At 68.5% G+C, this 17250-nt stretch carries 20 protein-coding genes; 3 read left to right on the forward strand and 17 right to left on the reverse strand.

Annotated elements, in window-relative coordinates:
* Nucleotides 1–6: 6 nt before the first annotated feature.
* Both QZ271_RS00300 and QZ271_RS00305 read left to right on the forward strand, forming a co-directional pair.
* Entirely contained in the window at nt 7–894 is an 888-nt protein-coding gene (locus QZ271_RS00300) for a M55 family metallopeptidase (protein WP_291427891.1), read from the forward strand.
* Between the two features lie 54 nt (nt 895–948).
* Nucleotides 949–1380 (forward strand): GNAT family N-acetyltransferase, encoded by a 432-nt coding sequence (locus QZ271_RS00305; protein ID WP_291427893.1) that lies wholly within the window; start codon nt 949–951, stop codon nt 1378–1380.
* A 221-nt stretch (nt 1381–1601) separates the two neighbouring features.
* On the opposite strand, the gene QZ271_RS00310 is transcribed toward QZ271_RS00305, so the two are convergent.
* The 9 genes from QZ271_RS00310 to QZ271_RS00350 form a co-directional block, all read right to left on the reverse strand.
* Entirely contained in the window at nt 1602–2003 is a 402-nt protein-coding gene (locus tag QZ271_RS00310) for a DUF4259 domain-containing protein (RefSeq protein ID WP_291427894.1), read from the reverse strand.
* Nucleotides 2000–3223 carry a flavodoxin-dependent (E)-4-hydroxy-3-methylbut-2-enyl-diphosphate synthase gene (gene ispG, locus QZ271_RS00315; RefSeq protein WP_291427896.1) on the reverse strand — a complete coding sequence of 408 codons (1224 nt, stop codon included), beginning with the start codon at nt 3221–3223 and terminating at the stop codon, nt 2000–2002. Before ispG ends, QZ271_RS00310 begins: the two co-directional genes overlap by 4 nt.
* Before the next feature lie 282 nt (nt 3224–3505).
* Nucleotides 3506–4258: an ABC transporter ATP-binding protein gene (locus QZ271_RS00320; RefSeq protein WP_291427898.1), complete on the reverse strand. Its 753-nt coding sequence runs from the start codon at nt 4256–4258 to the stop codon at nt 3506–3508.
* Nucleotides 4259–4318: 60 nt separating this feature from the next.
* Nucleotides 4319–5092 (reverse strand): ABC transporter ATP-binding protein, encoded by a 774-nt coding sequence (locus QZ271_RS00325; protein ID WP_291427899.1) that lies wholly within the window; start codon nt 5090–5092, stop codon nt 4319–4321.
* A complete protein-coding gene (locus tag QZ271_RS00330) occupies nt 5089–6090 on the reverse strand; it encodes a branched-chain amino acid ABC transporter permease (RefSeq protein ID WP_291427900.1) in 1002 nt (333 codons plus the stop codon). Before QZ271_RS00330 ends, QZ271_RS00325 begins: the two co-directional genes overlap by 4 nt.
* Complete coding sequence (locus QZ271_RS00335; RefSeq protein ID WP_291427902.1) at nt 6087–6974, reverse strand: branched-chain amino acid ABC transporter permease; 888 nt, start codon at nt 6972–6974, stop codon at nt 6087–6089. Before QZ271_RS00335 ends, QZ271_RS00330 begins: the two co-directional genes overlap by 4 nt.
* Nucleotides 6975–7086: 112 nt before the next feature.
* Nucleotides 7087–8259: an ABC transporter substrate-binding protein gene (locus QZ271_RS00340; protein ID WP_291427904.1), complete on the reverse strand. Its 1173-nt coding sequence runs from the start codon at nt 8257–8259 to the stop codon at nt 7087–7089.
* 104 nt (nt 8260–8363) lie between these two features.
* Nucleotides 8364–9524, reverse strand: coding sequence for an ABC transporter substrate-binding protein (locus QZ271_RS00345; protein ID WP_291427905.1), 1161 nt, complete (start codon nt 9522–9524; stop codon nt 8364–8366).
* Between the two features lie 38 nt (nt 9525–9562).
* A complete protein-coding gene (locus QZ271_RS00350) occupies nt 9563–10210 on the reverse strand; it encodes a GntR family transcriptional regulator (RefSeq protein WP_291427907.1) in 648 nt (215 codons plus the stop codon).
* A gap of 557 nt (nt 10211–10767) precedes the next feature.
* Between QZ271_RS00350 and QZ271_RS00355 the strand changes: the two genes are divergently transcribed.
* Nucleotides 10768–11151 (forward strand): NADH-quinone oxidoreductase subunit 15, encoded by a 384-nt coding sequence (locus QZ271_RS00355; protein ID WP_291427909.1) that lies wholly within the window; start codon nt 10768–10770, stop codon nt 11149–11151.
* 117 nt (nt 11152–11268) lie between these two features.
* Here QZ271_RS00355 and QZ271_RS00360 read toward each other — a convergent pair whose 3' ends face one another.
* The 8 genes from QZ271_RS00360 to QZ271_RS00395 form a co-directional block, all read right to left on the reverse strand.
* On the reverse strand, nt 11269–11733 hold the full coding sequence (locus tag QZ271_RS00360; RefSeq protein WP_291427911.1) for a divergent PAP2 family protein: 465 nt from the start codon (nt 11731–11733) through the stop codon (nt 11269–11271).
* Complete coding sequence (locus tag QZ271_RS00365) at nt 11717–12661, reverse strand: bifunctional 5,10-methylenetetrahydrofolate dehydrogenase/5,10-methenyltetrahydrofolate cyclohydrolase (RefSeq protein ID WP_291427913.1); 945 nt, start codon at nt 12659–12661, stop codon at nt 11717–11719. The genes QZ271_RS00360 and QZ271_RS00365 overlap by 17 nt, the downstream gene beginning before the upstream one ends.
* Complete coding sequence (gene nusB / locus QZ271_RS00370; RefSeq protein WP_291427916.1) at nt 12658–13242, reverse strand: transcription antitermination factor NusB; 585 nt, start codon at nt 13240–13242, stop codon at nt 12658–12660. The genes QZ271_RS00365 and nusB overlap by 4 nt, the downstream gene beginning before the upstream one ends.
* A complete protein-coding gene (locus QZ271_RS00375) occupies nt 13239–13592 on the reverse strand; it encodes an Asp23/Gls24 family envelope stress response protein (protein WP_291427918.1) in 354 nt (117 codons plus the stop codon). Before QZ271_RS00375 ends, nusB begins: the two co-directional genes overlap by 4 nt.
* 103 nt (nt 13593–13695) lie before the next feature.
* Nucleotides 13696–15771 carry an NAD-dependent DNA ligase LigA gene (gene ligA / locus QZ271_RS00380; protein ID WP_291427919.1) on the reverse strand — a complete coding sequence of 692 codons (2076 nt, stop codon included), beginning with the start codon at nt 15769–15771 and terminating at the stop codon, nt 13696–13698.
* A gap of 75 nt (nt 15772–15846) precedes the next feature.
* On the reverse strand, nt 15847–16449 hold the full coding sequence (locus QZ271_RS00385; protein ID WP_291427920.1) for a transcriptional regulator: 603 nt from the start codon (nt 16447–16449) through the stop codon (nt 15847–15849).
* The gene (locus QZ271_RS00390; protein WP_291427922.1) at nt 16446–16652 is read right to left on the reverse strand and encodes a hypothetical protein; all 207 of its coding nucleotides are present in this window, start codon (nt 16650–16652) and stop codon (nt 16446–16448) included. The genes QZ271_RS00385 and QZ271_RS00390 overlap by 4 nt, the downstream gene beginning before the upstream one ends.
* 163 nt (nt 16653–16815) lie before the next feature.
* Nucleotides 16816–17202 (reverse strand): DUF3208 domain-containing protein, encoded by a 387-nt coding sequence (locus QZ271_RS00395; protein WP_291427924.1) that lies wholly within the window; start codon nt 17200–17202, stop codon nt 16816–16818.
* Nucleotides 17203–17250 lie beyond the last annotated feature (48 nt).

A 17250-nucleotide genomic window follows, 5' to 3' on the forward strand; every position in this document is an offset into this window, starting at 1 on the left:
ACCACCATGAGTGACGAGCAGAACAGACCGGGCGCGCGCAGTGTCGTGATCAGCGTGGACATGGAGGGCGTCACCGGCGTCTCCAGCTGGGTGCAGGTCAGTCCGCCGGAGTTTGGCGGGCTGGTGAACGCAGGCGAGTACGAGCGGGCGCGCGAACGCATGACCCTGGAAGCCGCCGCCGCTGCGCAGGGCGCACTGGACGCCGGGGCGACCGACGTGCTGGTCAACGACAGTCACGACACCATGCGCAACCTGATCCCGGAACTGCTGCCGGAGAGGGTGCGATTTACCAGCGGGAACGACAAGCCGCTCAGCATGGTGCAGGGCGTTCAGGAGGCGGGCGTGCTGGGCCTGCTGTTCGTGGGGTACCACGCGCGGGCCGGGAGCGTGCGCGGGCCGCTGGCGCACACCTGGAACGGATTTATCCGCGACGTGCGCGTGAACGGCGCGAGTACCGGCGAGTACGGCCTGAACGCCCTGCTGGCCGGGCATTACGGCGTGCCGGTCCTGTTCGCGTGCGGGGACGACGTGGCCATGACGGAAATCACGGCGGAACTGGGAGGGGGTGTGGTCACGGTCGCGGTCAAGGAGGGCCTGAGCAGTTTCGCGGCGACGCACCTGCACCCGCGCGAGGCGCAGCGGCGCATCCGCGACGGCGCGTTCCGGGCCGTGACGCAGGCGCTGCACTCGCCGCCCCAGCCGTACGGCACGCGCTTCCCGGCGACCGCGCAACTGAGTTTCGATCATCAGGCCCGCGCGGACGCCTGCGAGCGTGTGCCCGGCATCACGCGCATCGACGCCGTGACCGTCGGCTGGGAAAGCGGCAACGCCTTTCACCTGTTCCAGACGTTCCGGATGCTGGCCAGCGTGGCCGCCGTGCGCCTGAACGCCTAACCGCCCTGAACCCCCACCGCCACCCTGCCGACTGTCCTCTGGCAAACTGGGCAGGTGACCACCGAACCCCCCTACACGCTGCACACCTCCCTGGACGGCGTCACACCGGGGCAGTTGCAGGGCATCTTTGTGGACTGGCCGAATCCTCCCAGTTCTGATACGTTCCTGCGTCTGCTGCGCGGGTCGTACCGCGTCGTGGTGGCCGTCCACGATGGGCAGGTCATCGGCTTCGTACAGGCTGTCAGCGACGGCGTGCTGACCGCGTATATTCCGCTGCTGGAAGTCCTGCCCGCGTGGCAGGGCCAGGGCGTGGGCCGCGCCCTGATGACCCGCATGCAGGCCGAACTGCGGCACCTGTACGCCGTGGACCTGGGCTGCGACGACAACCTCGTCGGGTTTTACGAGGGCCTGGGCATGCAGCGTGGCCACCTGATGCTCACCCGGCGTTACGAGCGGCAGAGTGGCGCGGTGGAATCCGGAACCTGAGCGGTATTGGTACGGATTCCGTCTGCTTCACCGACAACCCAGAACGTCGCCAGGTTGTCAACTCCACGCCCGGAACCCTGTTACTCCCACTCGTTTCGCTCCCCCTCGCCGCGCCGGATGTGGGATAGGCTCGGTCGCTCCTGAATGCGCAGCGTCCGTGAACGTTGTCAGCGGCCGTCTGGTGTGTGCCTGCGTCCTCTCCAGCGCGCCCAGTTGCACATTCAGATCAGGGCGGCGCGCAGGCGCAGGATGTCCCGCTGCCACGCATCGGCATCCTCGCTGTCCTCCCACAGCCCCGCGAGTTCGCTGCCGGGGCCAGTCACGCGGTCCAGAGCTTCCAGGGCGTGCCCTCGCAGGTGGGCCAGTTCTGTCGGGTCGGCGCCCTGCACCCAGTCGCGCAGGGCGGCGTCGGTCAGGGCGCTGGTGTCGCCGGTCAGGACGGCGGCCAGGGTCTCGGCGGCGGCGACGGCGCGGTGGCCTTCCTCGGCCGCCAGGTCCTCGTGGTCGGGGTCCAGGGCGACATCGAAGGCTTCGGCGAGCGCGAAGGGGCCGTCCTGCACGACCTCGTAGGCGTACCCGGCGGCGGCCTCGTTCTCGAAGGGTCCGGTGCCCCAGGCGCTCATACACTCACCTCGGCGCGGCCGTACCGCTGCTCGACGTACTTCTCCATCAGTTCCTGAAAATCCTCGGCGATGCGGGGGCCGCGCAGGGTGGTCAGGAGCTGGCCGTCCTGGTAGACGGGCGCGCGCGGGTCCTCGCCAGTGCCGGGCAGCGAAATGCCGATGTTGGCGTGCTTGCTCTCGCCGGGGCCGTTCACGACGCAGCCCATAACGGCCACCTGCATGTCCTCCACGCCGGGGTACCTCGCTTTCCAGTCGGGCATGGTGTCGCGGATGTAATCCTGGATTTTCTGCGCGAGTTCCTGAAAGAAGCTACTCGTGGTGCGCCCGCAGCCGGGGCAGGAGGTGACCTGCGGAAGGAACTGGCGGATACCGAGGCTCTGGAGGATCTGCTGGGCGACCTCGACCTCCAGTTTGCGGCTCGCGCCGGGCTCCGGGGTGAGGCTGACACGGATGGTGTCCCCGATGCCGTCGATCAGGAGGGGCGCAAGGGCGGCGCTGCTGGCAACGATGCCCTTCATACCCATGCCCGCCTCAGTCAGACCGAGGTGCAGGGGGTAGTCGCACAGCGCGGCCAGCTGCCGGTACACCTGCCAGAGTTCCGGGGCGCTGCTGACCTTCACGCTGATGAGGATGCGGTCGTGCGCCAGCCCCAGCGATTCGGCGTAGCGGGCACTTTCCAGCGCGGAGACGACCATCGCGTCGATCATGACGTCCGTACCGGATCTGGGGGAACCGGCGGCGGTGTTCTCGTCCATCAGGCGGGCCAGGACCTGCTGGTCGAGGCTGCCCCAGTTCACGCCGATCCGCACGGGTTTAGCGAATTCTCTGGCCACCTCAATCATGGTGGCAAAATTCGCGTCGTGGTGCTGCCCGGCGCCGACATTGCCGGGGTTGATGCGGTACTTGGCGAGCAGGCGCGCCGTTTCCGGGAATTCGCGCAGCAGGATGTGACCGTTGTAATGAAAGTCCCCGACGATGGGGACCTCGATCCCGACCTCCTGAAGGCGGGCGACGATGTCGGGAATGGCGGCGGCGGCCTCGCGGGTGTTGACGGTGACGCGCACGATCTCACTGCCCGCGCGGGCCAGCTGGGCGACCTGAATGGCGGTAGCTTCGGCGTTGGCGGTGTCGGTGTTCGTCATGGACTGCACGACGACCGGGTGGGCACTGCCCACCATGACGCCTCCGACGTTCACGCTGACGGTCTGACGACGGTTCATGCCGCCCAGTGTACGCGCCCGCCTGCGCGCGGGTCAGGAAGGAGCGTTCCGGGTGGGAGGCTCCGGGGGTCATACGGACTGGAATACCCGTCGTACACAGGGAGGCGGCCGACACCTGGCCGGCCGCCTCCCCCCTGTGTACGGTTATAGGGATTTCGATTGATTCGGTCCAGTCCCGGGTCAAGCCGAGCGGACGCGAGCAGGAAGGGCAGACGCCCCTTCGCGGCATGGAGCCACAGGCGGCGCTTTTCCGACTGCGGCGCAGTGGAGCGGCAGTCCGTATTACACGCCCAGGTACGCCTTGATGATGTCCGGGTCGCCCATCAGGTCGGCGCTGCGGCCTTCCTTGACGAGCTTGCCGAGTTCCAGGACGTACGTGCGGTCCGTGACTTTCAGGACCTGCCGGACGTTCTGTTCGACCAGCAGCACGGTCAGGCCCAGTTCGCGCAGGCTGCCGATCACGCGCATGACTTCCGAGACGACCAGTGGCGCGAGGCCCAGGCTGGGTTCGTCCATCAGCAGCACCTCGGGTTCGCTCATCAGGGCGCGGCCGATGGCGACCATCTGCTGCTCACCGCCGGACAGGGCGGCGGCCGGGGACAGGCGTTTCTCGGTCAGGCGCGGGAAGAAATCGTAGACCTTCTGAAGGTTCGCAGCGCGGTTCGCCTTGGTGCGGGGCAGGTACGCTCCCATCAGCAGGTTCTCCTCGACGGTCATCTGCCCGAACAGCTGCCGGCCCATGGGCACGTGCGCGACCTTCATCTCGGTGATGCGGTGGGGGGGCACGCCGTTCAGGTTCTGCCCGCGGTATTCGGCTGCTCCGGCGCGGGCGCGCAGCATGCCGGACACGACACGCAGGATGGTGCTCTTGCCGCTGCCGTTCCCGCCGACCAGCCCGACGAGTTCGCCCTTGTCCACGTGCAGGGACACGCCGAACACGACCTGCACCTCGCCGTACGCGACTTCCAGGTCACGCACGTCCAGCACGCGCTCGCCCGCCACGAAGCCCGGGCGCTGGGGGGGCGCAGTAGTCACAGAACACCCCCAGCCGGGCCACGCGGCACTCCATCAACTGTCAACCATCTTCTATCAACCTCAATCATGGTCGTCTCCCAGGTAGGCGCGGATCACGTCGGGGTGCGCGGCCACGTCGTGCGGGTCGCCCTCGGCGAGCAGTTCTCCGAACGCCATGCAGATCACGTGGTCGGAGAGGCTCATGATCACGTGCATGATGTGCTCGACCATCACGATGCCCAGCCCAGATTGGGCCAGGGTGCGGATCAGGGCGACCATCTCCTGCTGTCCGGGTGGGTTGAGGCCCGCGATGCTCTCGTCCAGGAACAGCACGCGTGGTTCGAGGGCCAGCGCCTTGGCGAGTTCGAGGCGGCGGCGGCGCGCGAGGTTCAGCTGCGAGGCGGGCTGCGCGGCGCGGTCGGCGAGGCCCACGCGCTCCAGGACGTCGTAGGCGTGGTTCTCGGCGGCGCGGCCCCGGTGTTTCAGGAACGCGGCGACCAGCACGTTTTCCAGCACGCTGAGGTCCTCGAAGGGACGCTCGACCTGGAAGGTGCGGGCCATGCCCATCTTGGCGCGGACCTGCGGCTGGGCGTGCGTGATGTCCCGCCCGTCGAAGGTGACTCGGCCTTCACTGGCGCGCACGAAGCCGGTCAGGGCGTTGAACAGGGTGGTCTTGCCCGCGCCGTTCGGACCGATCAGGCCCAGAATTTCGCCGGGGCGCACGGCCAGCGAGATGTTCTTCACGGCCGTCACCCCGCCGAAGCGTACGGTAATGCCACTGGCTTCCAGCAGGGGCGGACCGGACGGCGCGTGCACAGGCTCACTGGTCAGGGGGGTCAGGGAAGGCAGGGTCACCGCGCCGTCCCCAGTTTGCGGCCGCCGCGTGTGAACAGGCCCGTGATGCCGTCCGGCGCGTACAGCGTGACGGCCAGGATCAGCACGCCGTAGATCAGGAGGTTGGCGTTGGCGAACACCGTGCGGAACACCTCGCCGAACACGGCCAGCAGGATCGCGCCGATGGCGGGGCCCTGGATACTGCCGCGCCCGCCGATGATGGCCATCAGGGCGATCTGGACGCTGATCGGGAGTTCCAGCAGGGTGTGCGGCTCGAACGCCTGAAGGTAGATGGCGTACAGTGAGCCGCCCAGCGCGGTCAGGACGGCGCTGATCACGAACGCGATGACTTTCATGCGGGTGGGATCGATGCCCAGGGCGCGCGCGCCGTCCTCGTCCTCACGCACGGCCTGAAGGGCGTACCCGAGGCGGCTGCGGCGCACGGCGTGCGTGATGATCAGCGTGAGAATCACGAACGCGAAGGCCAGCCAGTACTCGGCCTGGCGGTCGAACAGGTCCAGGCCCAGGAAGCGGGGCAGTTCCGGCATGAACAGGCCCTCGCTGCCGCCCGTCCAGTCCGAGTTGATTGCCACGAGGCGGATGACCAGGGCGACGGCAATGGTGGACAGCGTGAAGTAACTCCCGCGCAGGCGGAAGGTCAGGCTGCCCCACACCAGGGCCAGCAGCGCGGCCAGGGCCATGCCGATCAGGGCCCCCCACCACGGGGCGAGCGGGCCGCCCAGGAAGGCGGGGACGCGTTCCGGCGTGGCCAGGATGGTCATGGTGTACGCGCCGATGCCCAGCAGCGCGGCGTGACCGAGGCTGGTCTGTCCGGCCCAGCCGCCCAGCAGGTTCCAGCTCATGGCGAGCCCAGCAAAGATGAGGGTACTCACACCGAAGTTCATGGACTTCCCGAACAGCAGCGGGTAGACGGCCATCACGGCGATCAGGGCCAGGCTGATCCATACGTTCCCGAAGGTCAGGGCGCGCGGGCGCGCGGGGGTGACGGACGCGGTCATACGCGTTTCACCGTCTTGCCGAACAGTCCCTCAGGTTTGAGCAGCAGCACCAGCAAGAAGGCCACGAGGCCGTACGCATCGCGGTAGTTGTTGCTGATGTAGAAAGCGCCAAGCGACTCGATGCCGCCCAGGACCAGGCCGCCCACGACGGCGCCCGGCAGGTTACCCAGGCCGCCCAGGACGGTCACGATGAACGCCTTGGTGGTGTAGTTTTCACCGACGGTGGGGAACGCGTACAGCAGGGGCATCAGCAGCACCCCGGCAATGGCGGCGAAGGCCACACCCAGCCCGAACACGATGGCCTGAATGTTGGTGGTCTTCACGCCCTGCAACTCGGCGCCCAGCGGGTTCTGCGCGGTGGCGCGGATGGCGCGGCCCAGTTCCGTGCGGTACAGCAGGTAATTCAGGCCGCCGATGCTGGCCAGCGTCCCCAGGCCCGCCACGATCAGCGGAATGCTCAGCTGCACGCCGCCCAGCTGCACGGTCTGGATGGCGTACGGCACGTTGATGTTCTGCGGCTGCGCCCCGAAGGTCAGCAGCAGCGTGTTACTGATGATCAGTCCCAGGCCCAGCGTGGCGAGCATGCTGGCCTCACTGAGCCGGTCGCCCAGGCGGGCCAGCACGAACCGTTGAATGGCGTACCCCAGGGCGAAGCCCACGGGCGCGGCCACGAGCAGGCTCAGGTACGGGTCGAGGTGGAACGCGCGGAACAGGGCCAGTGTGATGAACATCCCGATGGCCAGGAAGTCCCCGTGCGCGAAGTTGATGACTTTCATCACGCCAAAGATGAGGCTCAGGCCGGTGCCGATCAGGGCGTACAGGCCGCCTGTCAGCAGGCCCTGCGCCAGTGTCTGAGTGAAGGCGGTGAGTTGGGCTGAATCCATGAAGTCTCCTGAGGGGGCCGCGGTAGGGGCGCAATATTCGCTGGGGTGAGTGAAAGAGGGTCATCGGAGCCGGGCAACCGGCCGGGCCGTGGGTCAGGCGGAAGAGCGCCGGTCAGCGGCGCAGGATGATCTTCCCGCGTGACGCGCTGGCGGGGAACACGGTCACGAACTTGCCCTTCTGCACCTGGGTAATCAGGCCCACCACGCTGTTCTGGTTCTGATACCCGCCGTACGTGCGGAACGTGACGGGCCCGAAGGCGGTGCTCAGGTTGGTGGTGGTCAGGGCCGCGCGGACCTTCTCGGGGTCGGCGCTGCCAGCGCGGCGCACGGCGTCGGCCGCGGCGAGCATGGCGGCGTAACTCTGCGCGGCGTGCTGGCTGGGTTCCTCGCCGCCCAGGGCTTTTTTCAGGCGGGTGTACAGGTTCTGTGCGCCGGGGTAGCGCACGTCCTGGTTCCAGACCATGGTCACCAGGAAGTTCTCGCCCGCGTCAGCGGAGCCTTTCAGGAAGTCGGGCAGGGCGAAGCCCGTGGCGATGCCCGCCATGACGCGCGGGTTCAGGCCGACCTCCTTGACCTGCTTGGTCAGGGCGACGGCGTCCTGCTCGTAACTGGCGAAGATCACCACGTCCGGGTTCTGAGCCTTGTAGCGGTTCAGGATGGGCCGGAAGTCGGTCAGGCCCTGGTCGTACGTGTCCTTGCCGAGCAGCGTGTACCCCGCGGCGGGCAGCAGTTTGGTCACGTCGGTCATGACGCTTTTGCCGAAAGCGTCGTTGCTGGTCAGCACGACCGCCGTTTTCAGGCCGGCCAGTTTGCGCAGCTGGTCGATCAGGGAGCGGGTGTACACGCTGGACTGGTTGTTCACGCGGAAGGTGTACGCGTTGCCGGGTTTGGTGATGGTCTCATCGACGGCGGTCGCCACGATCAGCGGCACTTTCGCGCGCGACATGTACTGCGAGAGCGGTTTGGTGATCCCGCTGGCGTACGCGCCGATCACGACCGGCACCTTCTGGTTCACGAGTTTCTCGGCGGCGGTCAGGGCTTTGTTGGTGTCGCTGGCGTCGTCTTCCAGCAGCAGTTCAAGTTTCTGCCCGTTCACGCCGCCCTTGGCATTCAGCTCTTCGATGGCCACCCGGAACCCCGCCTGCTGCATCTGCCCGAAGGTGGCGAACCGGCCCGAAAGGCTGGTCACAGCCCCGATTTTGAGGGTCCCCTGCGCACTGGCAGACGAGGCGAGGCTCAGGGCAGCGGCGAGGGACAGCAGGGAACGGGAAACGGTTCTGGTCATGGTGAAATCCTCCGTGAAGTAGGGGGGGCAACTGGGTCGGCCGGAAGGGGGGCGGGGCGTGCCGGGGCGGACGGTCAGGTGAGGTCCGCCCGGAACGGGGTCACTCAGCGCTCGAACTTGATGGCCTTGGGAATCACGGTCTTGGGGTACACGGGCACGAACGCGCCGCCCTGCACCTGCTGCGCGATCATGGCGAGCGGGTTCTGGTTGCGGAATCCGTCGTAGTCCTTGAAGACGATGGGGCCGTAGGCGGTCTGCATGGTCAGGGCGTTCAGGGCAGTCTTGACCTTTTCGCGGTCGGCGCTACCTGCCCGGCGCACGGCCTCGGCGGCGACCAGCACGCCCGCATAGGCCTGCGCGGCGTGGTAGCTGGGGTCCGCGCCGCCCAGGGCGGCCTTGAGTTCCACGTTCAGTTTCTGCGTGCCGGGGTAGCGCAGCTGCGGAATCCAGGCGGTGGCGGTCACGACGTTCTCGGCGGCGGTCCCGGCGTCCTTCACGAAGTCCGGCAGGGCGAACCCGGCCGCGCCGCCCGCGAACAGACGGGGCTTGACACCCACCTCTCGCGCCTGACGCATCAGGGCGACGCTGTCCTCGGCGTAGGAGACCATCAGGATGCCGTCCGGGTTCTTGGCCTTGATGCGGTTCAGGACGGGACGGAAATCGGTCAGGCCCTTGTCGTAGCGCTGGTCGTCCATGACCTGGATGCCGTACTCCTTGGCGATGGTCTGCGCGGCGTCGGCCACGCTCTTCTCGAAGGCTCCGGTGCCTGCGATGATGGCCATGCTCTTGAACTTGTTATCGCGGAAGATGTTCAGGATCACGCGGGCGTACTCGGTGGCCGGCTGGTTCAGGCGGAAGATGTAGTCGCTGCCGGGTTTGGTGATGTCGTCGCCGCTGCTGGCCACGACGAGGTTCGGCACCTTCTGGCGCGCGAGGTACTGCGCCTGCGCCTTGACCAGCGAGCTGGAGTACTCGTTGATCACGATGGGCACCCCGGCGTTCACGAGCCGTTCGGCGCCGGCCAGTCCCTTGTTCACGTCGCTGGCGTTGTCCTCGATGACGAGTTCGAGTTTCTTGCCCAGGACGCCGCCTTTGCGGTTGACTTCGGCCACGCCGACTTTAAAGCCCGCGAGTTGCATCTTGCCGAATTCGGCGAAGCGGCCGGTGACGCTGGTGATCGCGCCGATCTTGATGGTGCTCTGGGCCTGGGCGCTGACACTGGCGGTCAGCAGGACAAGCGCGGTCAGGGTGGCGGTGTGGCGCATGGTGGGTCTCCTTGTGCGGGGTGTGAGGGGCGGGCGGGTCAGGCGTGGTGTTGCCGGACGGCCCCGGCGACGCGGGTGAGGTGGGCGCGCATGGCGGTTTCGGCGGCGGGTCCGTCGCGTTGCCGCAGGGCGCGTTCGATGACGCGGTGTTCCTCGTGACTGAGTTTCAGGTGCCAGGTCTCGTTGAGCAGCAGTCTCCGGCCCAGTCGCATCTCGCGCAGCAGCTGTTCACCGTGCCGGATGACACGGCTGTTCGCGCAGGTCTGCACGATGATCTGGTGAAAGCGGGCGTCGAGGTCCAGGAAGCACCGGCGGTCCCCGAGGGCCGCGGCGCCCTGTGCGTCGAGCACGCCGCGCAGCGCGGCCAAGTCGGCGGCGGTCATGCGCTCGGCCGCCAGCCGGGCAGCCAGGGCGTCCAGTTCGGCGCGCAGTTCGTAGAGCTCCAGCAGGCCGGTCAGGTCCAGGCGGGCGACTTCCACGCCCCGGCGGGTGTGTTCGACGGCCAGTCCCTCCCCCACCAGGAGCAGCACCGCCTCGCGAACGGGTGAGCGTGAGACTTCCAGTTGCCGGGCGAGTTCCGGGACGCTCAGGCGGGTGCCGGGGGCGAGGTCACCGGACAGGATCGCGGTCCGCAGGCGATCACGGACCAGATCAACGACCCGGGTGCTGGAGACGGGTTTCAGCAACGGTGTGAACCTCCGGGCAGGGGCCGTCCCCGCGCCGTGCAGGGGGCACACGGACGGCGAAGACTCAGAAATGGGCAGGGACAGGGCGGGCAGGGCAGAACTCACCCCACATCCGTCTGAGCGGACCCGCAAACGTCAGGTGCGAAACCACCTGAGCTTGCGTGTGAAACTGTTTTAGACATGCGCAGTGTTACATGTAGACCGCATGAATGCAAGCCACCACCCAAACGGGCCGGGGCAGACCCTTCAGCGTGTGGCACACAGTGAGCAGGCAACGCTGGCTCAGCGGGCATGAGCTGGCCGCACAGATGTACAAAGCCGAGTGCTACCCGGGTCGTCCCAGACAGCTTTTTGGCGAAGCCACGCACACCCGCAGTGCCGGACACGGACCCTCCGGGGAGCGCGGGCGCCACATCATGGCCCACGCCTCCTGCACTCCAGAGAGAACACCGTGGCGATAGTGCGCGAGGCTATCCACGAGGACGGACGCACGGGACAGACGCACGGGACCGGCCGCCGTGACCGGGCGGGAGCGGCGTGGGGTATGCTCGTGGCACATGTCACATGCAGATGATTCGGCGCTGTATACCCAGTGGGTCACGCTTCTGGGCTGGCTGGAGAGCAGCGCGGCGGCGCGCGCCCTGTCGTTCGAGAAGGTCGCGGACTTCCCGGACTACATCTACCGCATGGAACGTCCCTACGACCTGCCCACCACCGTCATGAGCGTCAGTGTCGGCGCGGGCGGGCAGCCACTGCTGATTGCCGCCGTCAGCCCACGCCATGTGGACCTGAAAGGCGTGTCATTGCGCCTGATGGGGGGCAGCAAGCACTGGCACCTGCACGCCGGAAGCGGCGGCACGCTACTGGAAGGCAAACGGCCCTTCACGCGTGAGCGACTCGACGCCCTGCTGGACAGCACCCTGCGTATCCACGCCGTGTAACGGCTTCACAGGTCAAAGGGATTCCTGTCGCTACATTCACGACCCGTCCTGGCAACGGGTCACTGACTCCGGGCGCGCAATCCACGGGTTTGGCATTCCATTCATCCGGAGTTCTTCTCAGCCGCGCTGGGCTCCGAAGGCCATGAATCCGGCGGCAACGCCGATCAGGGTACCGATCAGCACTTCCAGGTAGGTATGGCCTAGCAGGACGCGCAGGGGCAGCGGCGCGAAGCCCTCGCGGACCACGGCGCGCAGTTCCGCGACCAGTTCGTTCAGGAGGCGGGCCTGCTGGCCGCTGCTGTGGCGCACGCCAGTGGCGTCGTACATGACGATCAGGGCGAATACGGCGCTCGCGGCGAACAGGGGGCTGCCCACGCCCTCGGTGATGCCCACGCTGGTGGTCAGGGCGGCCACCATGGCGCTGTGACTGCTGGGCATGCCGCCGGTCTCCATGAATGCGCCGGGGTGCCAGCGGCGTTCGAGCAGCAGGATCAGCAGAACTTTCATGACCTGCGCGCCGGTGCTGCTGAGCACCGCGACCCACAACCAGCGGTTGCCGATCAGCTCAGCGAAGGAGTTCACCACTCGCTCCGTTCGACTGGATGGCAGCACTGGGCGCTGTGTGGCGCGGGGCTACCTGTTTGTGGGCGGCCTGGTTCTGGGCGGCCAGGACGGTGTTCATCATCAGTTGCGCGACCGTCATGGGGCCGACCCCACCCGGCACGGGCGTCAGCGCCCCGGCCACGGCGGCCACGTCCGGGTGCACGTCGCCGGTCAGGCGGGCCTTGCCGGTGTCGGTGGGCACGCGGTTGATGCCCACGTCGATGACGGTCGCGCCAGGGCGCACCATGTCCGGCGTGATCAGGTGGGCCTGCCCGGCCGCGACGATCAGCAGGTCCGCGCGGCCGGTCACGGCCCCCAGATCCGGCGTGGCGCGGTGGGCGACGGTCACTGTCGCGTCGGCGTTCAGCAGGAGGCCCGCCAGGGGCCGCCCCACCAGGGCGCTGCGGCCCACGATCACGGCGTGCTGCCCGGCCACCGGCAGCCCGTAGTGGTCCAGCAGGGCCATCACCCCGGTGGGTGTGCAGGGGCGCAGGCCCGGCTGTCCCTGCCACAGCAGACCGGCGTTGACCGGGTGCAGGCCGTCCACGTCCTTGCGCGGGTCGATGCAGGCCAGGGCGGCGTCGGCGTTCAGGTGGGCGGGCAGCGGAAGTTGCAGCAGCACGCCGTGCACGCCGGTATCGGCGTTCAGGGTGCCGATCAGGGCGTGCAGGTCTGCCTGGGTGGTGTCGGCCGGCAGGGCGTGCACGTGGCTGCGCAGTCCAAGTTCAGCGGCTTTCCTGGCCTTCCCACGCACGTAACTTTCACTGGCGGGGTCGTCGCCAACGCGGATAAAGGCGACAGACGGCGTGACGGGCAGGGTGGCAGCCAGCCGGGTTGCGGCGCTCAGCAGCGCGGCGGCTGCCAGTGGGCCGCCCAGGTTCCGGGCGGCGGCCCGGTCCGTGGTCACTCGGGTTCGCCGGGCGTGCTGGGCGCGGCGGGGTGGGGCGCTTGGGCTTCGGAACCGGCAGCGGGCGGGGGGGTTTGTTCGAACACCTCGCGTTGCGGGGCGGGCGCCGCCGGGGTTTCCGGGCGGGGCAGCGCCCGGCTCAGCCCGGCGAGCACGCCGTTCACGAAGCGGCCGGAGTCGTCACCGCCGAACTTCCGGGCGATGCGCACGGCGCTCTCGATGATGGGCGGGTGGGGTTCGTCCGTGCCGGTCATCTCGAAGGTCGCCAGTCGCAGGATGTTCAGGTCGGTCTGCGCCATCTGGTCGAAACTCCAGCCGCGGATGGTGCGGCGCAGGGTCGCGTCGATGTCTGGGCGGGCGGCGCTGATGCCGCTCACGAGTTGTTGCGCGAACACCAGCGCCTCCTCGCTGAGCACCGGGAAGGTGTCGTCCCCGGCGCGCATGGCGTTCTCGGCGCGGTTAAAGACGCTCTGTATGGGCAGGTCACCCCGATCCGCCTCGAACAGCACCCGGAACGCAAATTCGCGGGCGGCGCGGCGCGTACCGACGGGCGCGGCAGCCTTCTCACGGCGGCGCGTCATGCGCCGCTGCCCTTGGGTACGCAGACGTTCTGCACGGTGACGTTCACGGCGCGGACTTTCAGGCCGGTCATCAGTTCGATGTTCTCACGCACGGCCTGCTGCGCTTTTTTACTGAGGGCCAGCAGGTTGCGCCCAAATTCGACGTTCAGGCCGACTTCGATGGTCACGTCGTTGCCTTCGCGGGTGACGCGCAGCGCGCGGGCCTTGCGTCCGGGATTCTGGTTGCGCAGTACCTCTCCGACTTTCAGGCTGGCCGCGGCGATCTCGGCGCCCTCGATGCCGTCCAGGGTCGTGGCGGCGATGTCGGTCAGGACACTCTTGCTGATTTCGATTTCGGTGTTGGTCGTCATGCTGGTGTTGCCTCCACGCGCGGCCCGCCACTGATGCCCGGCCCGCGCCATTCCCTCCCAGTTTATACGCAACGGCCGTGCTTCCGGCCGGTCCTGTGCGCGCTCAGGGGGCCGTGGCGCCCGGCCCGCCTTCGTCTGGCCCGTCCGTCACGCCCCGGTCGCGCAGCAGGTCAGCCAGTTCGGCTTCGGTCAGGACGCTCACGCCGAGTTCCTGCGCGCGGGTCAGTTTGCTGCCCGCCTCCTCCCCGGCGATCAGGAAGCTGGTCTTGCCGGTCACGCTGCCGGTCACGCGGCCCCCGGCGGCCTCCAGTTGCGCCTTGATGGCGTCGCGCGGGCGGGTCAGGGTGCCGGTGATCACGAAGTTCAGGCCCAGCAGTTGCTCGCCGCGGGTGACCGCTTCCCCGGCCGGATTCACGCCGTGGGCGCGCAGCCTCGCGATCACGCCGCGCATACTCGGGTCGGCCAGCGACGCGGTGACGCTCTGGGAAATCACGCCGCCCAGGCCGGGCACGTTCTCGATCTGTTCGGGCGTGGCAGCCAGCAGGGCGTCCAGCGTGCCGAAGGCGCGGGCCAGTGCCTGTGCGTTGCGTTCGCCCACGTGGCTCATGCCCAGCGCGTTCACGAGTCGCCACAGCGGCCGGGTGCGGCTCGCTTCGAGCTGCGCGAGAATGTTCTGCGCTTTCTTGTCGCCGCCGCGCTCCAGGCCCGCGAGCTGTTCGGCAGTCAGGGCGTACAGGTCCGAGGCGTCGCGGACCAGTCCGGTCTCGATGAGTTGCGCGACAAGTTTCTCGCCGATCCCGCGTACGTCCATCGCCCCGCGCGACACGAAGTACCGGATGCGTTCGGAGGCCTGCGAGGGGCACGCGGGGTTCGGGCAGTAGGTGTTCGCGTCCCCGTCGGCGCGGCTGACCTCGTGCCCGCACTCGGGGCAGTGGGCCGGAAACACGAAAGGCTGGGCGCCATCCGGGCGTTTCTCGTGCAGGACGCGCATGATCTGCGGGATCACGCCCCCTGACTTACGGACCACGACCGTATCCCCGATCCGCAGGTCCAGGTCACGGATGAAGTCCTCGTTGTGAAGCGTGGCGCGGCTGACCGTGCTGCCCTCGATCAGGCGCGGCGCGAGGTGCGCCAGCGGCGCGAGTTTCCCGGTGCGGCCCACGTTCACGGTGATGGCCTCCAGGATCGTCTCGACCTCCTCGACCGGGAACTTGTACGCAATCGCCCAGCGGGGCGCGCGGCTCGTGAAGCCCGCTTCCTCCTGCAAGCGAAGCGGATCCAGTTTCAGGACCGTGCCGTCCGCGTCGAACTCGAAATTCTGGCGCTGGGCGGTCATGCGGGCGTGGTAGTCGGCGGCGGCGCTTACGCCGCGCAGGGTCTCGCTGTACGCGCTGACCGGGAAGCCCTGCGCGGCCAGCCACGCCAGCACCTCGCCCTGCGTGGTGACGGGCACGCCGTCACGACGGCCCAGCGAGTAGAAGACCGCGCGGAGGTTGCGGGTGCGGGTCACTTCCGGGTCCTTCTGCCGCAGCGCACCCGCCGCGCCGTTGCGGGGGTTTTTCAGCAGGGGCGTCCCGAGTTCCTCGGCCTGCTCGTTAAACGCCGCGAAGTCCGCGCGGCTCATGTACACCTCGCCGCGCACCTCCAGTTCGCCGCTCAGGCCGGGCAGGCTCTTGGGAATGCCGGGCACGGTGGCGACCTGCGCGGTCACGATCTCGCCGGTCACGCCGTTGCCGCGCGTGGCGGCCCACTGGAGTTCGCCGTTCAGGTAGTACAGGTTGACGCTCAGGCCGTCGATTTTCAGTTCACCCGTGAAAGTAAAGTCGTCGTGATCGGCCGGGAGGTTCAGGGCGCGGGCGAGTTTCTCACGCCAGTCGCCCAGCTCCTCGTCGCTGAAGGCGTTGTCGAGGCTGGTCATGGGCGTGGGGTGGTTGACCGGCACGAAGGCCCCGGCGGGCGCGCCGCCCACGGCCTGAGCGGGACTCAGTTCGCTGCCGTCCGTTTCGGCGGCGCGGACGGACCAGTCGGGGTTCGCGGTTTCCAGGGCGCGCAATTCGCGGGCCAGTGCGTCGTACTCGCTGTCCGGGATGTCCGGGGTGTCCAGTTCGTGGTACGCGCGGTTGTGACGGGCGACCTCGGCCCGCAGCGCAAGGTAACGGTCAAACGCGGCCTGATCCATGCCTCCAGCGTATCACCCGCGCCCGGTTCGCCTGACAGACGAACGCGCGCAGGCCGGTATTCAGGCGGACCGGGATCAGCCGGGCCGGTACCCGATCTGCTCTGCGGCCTGCGCGGCGGCCTGCTCGCCCCACACGTGCGCGGCCACATGAAGCGCCGCTTGCAGGGCAGGGAGGCCCGGCGGCGTGGTCATCAACGTTCCGTCGGTCACGACCTGCCCGGCCTGCACGCCCGCCACGCCAAACCCCCACAGCGTGTCGCTCAAGTCGGCCGGACCGCCCACCACGCGCCCGGTCAGGGTGCCCGCCTCGCCGCACAGCAGCGCCCCGCTGCCCGAAGCGCCGGTCGGCAGGGCCGCGTGCCCCGACAGGAAGGCACGCAGCAGCGGGTCCCGCGCAGCGCGCGCAGCGCCGGGGCCACCGGGCAGCAGCAGGCCCGCCGGTTCCGGCAGCGCTGCGTACAGCACATGCGGCGTGCTGACCAGCCCGCCCGCCGTGACGATACTGGCCCGCGAGCGGTTCACGGTCAGGGCCGCGCCCTCGCCGCCGCACAGGCGGCACACGGTCATCATGACGCCCAGGTCCAGTTCACTGACCCCGGCGTACACGGGAATCGCCACGACGGGGCCCGGAGTGCTCTGCACGTCCCCGGTGGTTTCGGCGGCGGCGTCCGGGGTCATTCGCGGTGCAGGGGCCGCAGTTCCAGCGAGCGGCGTGACAGCGGCGGATGCACCTCGCCGGCGATCAGCAGCTCGTCGGCCGCCTCCTCGCTCAGGCGTTCCACGCGCAGCAGGTACACCCGCGCGGACGCGGCCGAATCGAAGCGGCGCGGGTGCGGGTCACCCTCCACGCGCAGGTCGAACCAGTCCAGGGACGCACTCATACGCACTCCGGCAAAATAGCGTGTACCCACTGCCCCATCCGGGCGGATGCGGGTTCAGGGGCGGCGGCTTCCGGGCGCGGCGTTGGCAAGCCGGTGCCTGGGCAGGGCGCGAATGAAATAGACGGAGTCCGGTTCATAGGTGTCCGGGTCCTAGGTGTCCGGGTCATAGGTCGCGCAGGTCCTCCCAGAGTTGCCAGCCGAAGCCTTCGGGCGTGCCGTTCAGCAGCGGCTCCAGCAGTTGACTGGCCGCGCTGGCGTCGTCGTGCAGGGCGTCGTTGTCGGGCCTCTCGCCGTACACGCGCAGCACCGTGAACTGGTAGAACGCCTGCGAGGCGGTCGGTTCGCCGTTCTCGAAGAACGCGAACGGTGGAGTCACGCCGTCCCACAGGACGTGCGCGGCCTCCTCATCCTCGGCGGTGCCCTGGGTCAGGTCAAGCTCGTGCGGCAGGTAATGTTCAAGTTCGATGTCGGCCTCCTGCGGATGCCACACGTAACCCTGCAACAGGCGGACAGCAGCGCGGCCCCCGGCCTGCGGTTCACTGGTACTCACGCCGCACAGCATACCCACTTCTGAACCCGCCCGCTGCACGTCCGGGCC

The sequence above is a fragment of the Deinococcus sp. genome, from assembly GCF_018260555.1.
Taxonomy (GTDB): Bacteria; Deinococcota; Deinococci; order Deinococcales; family Deinococcaceae; genus Deinococcus.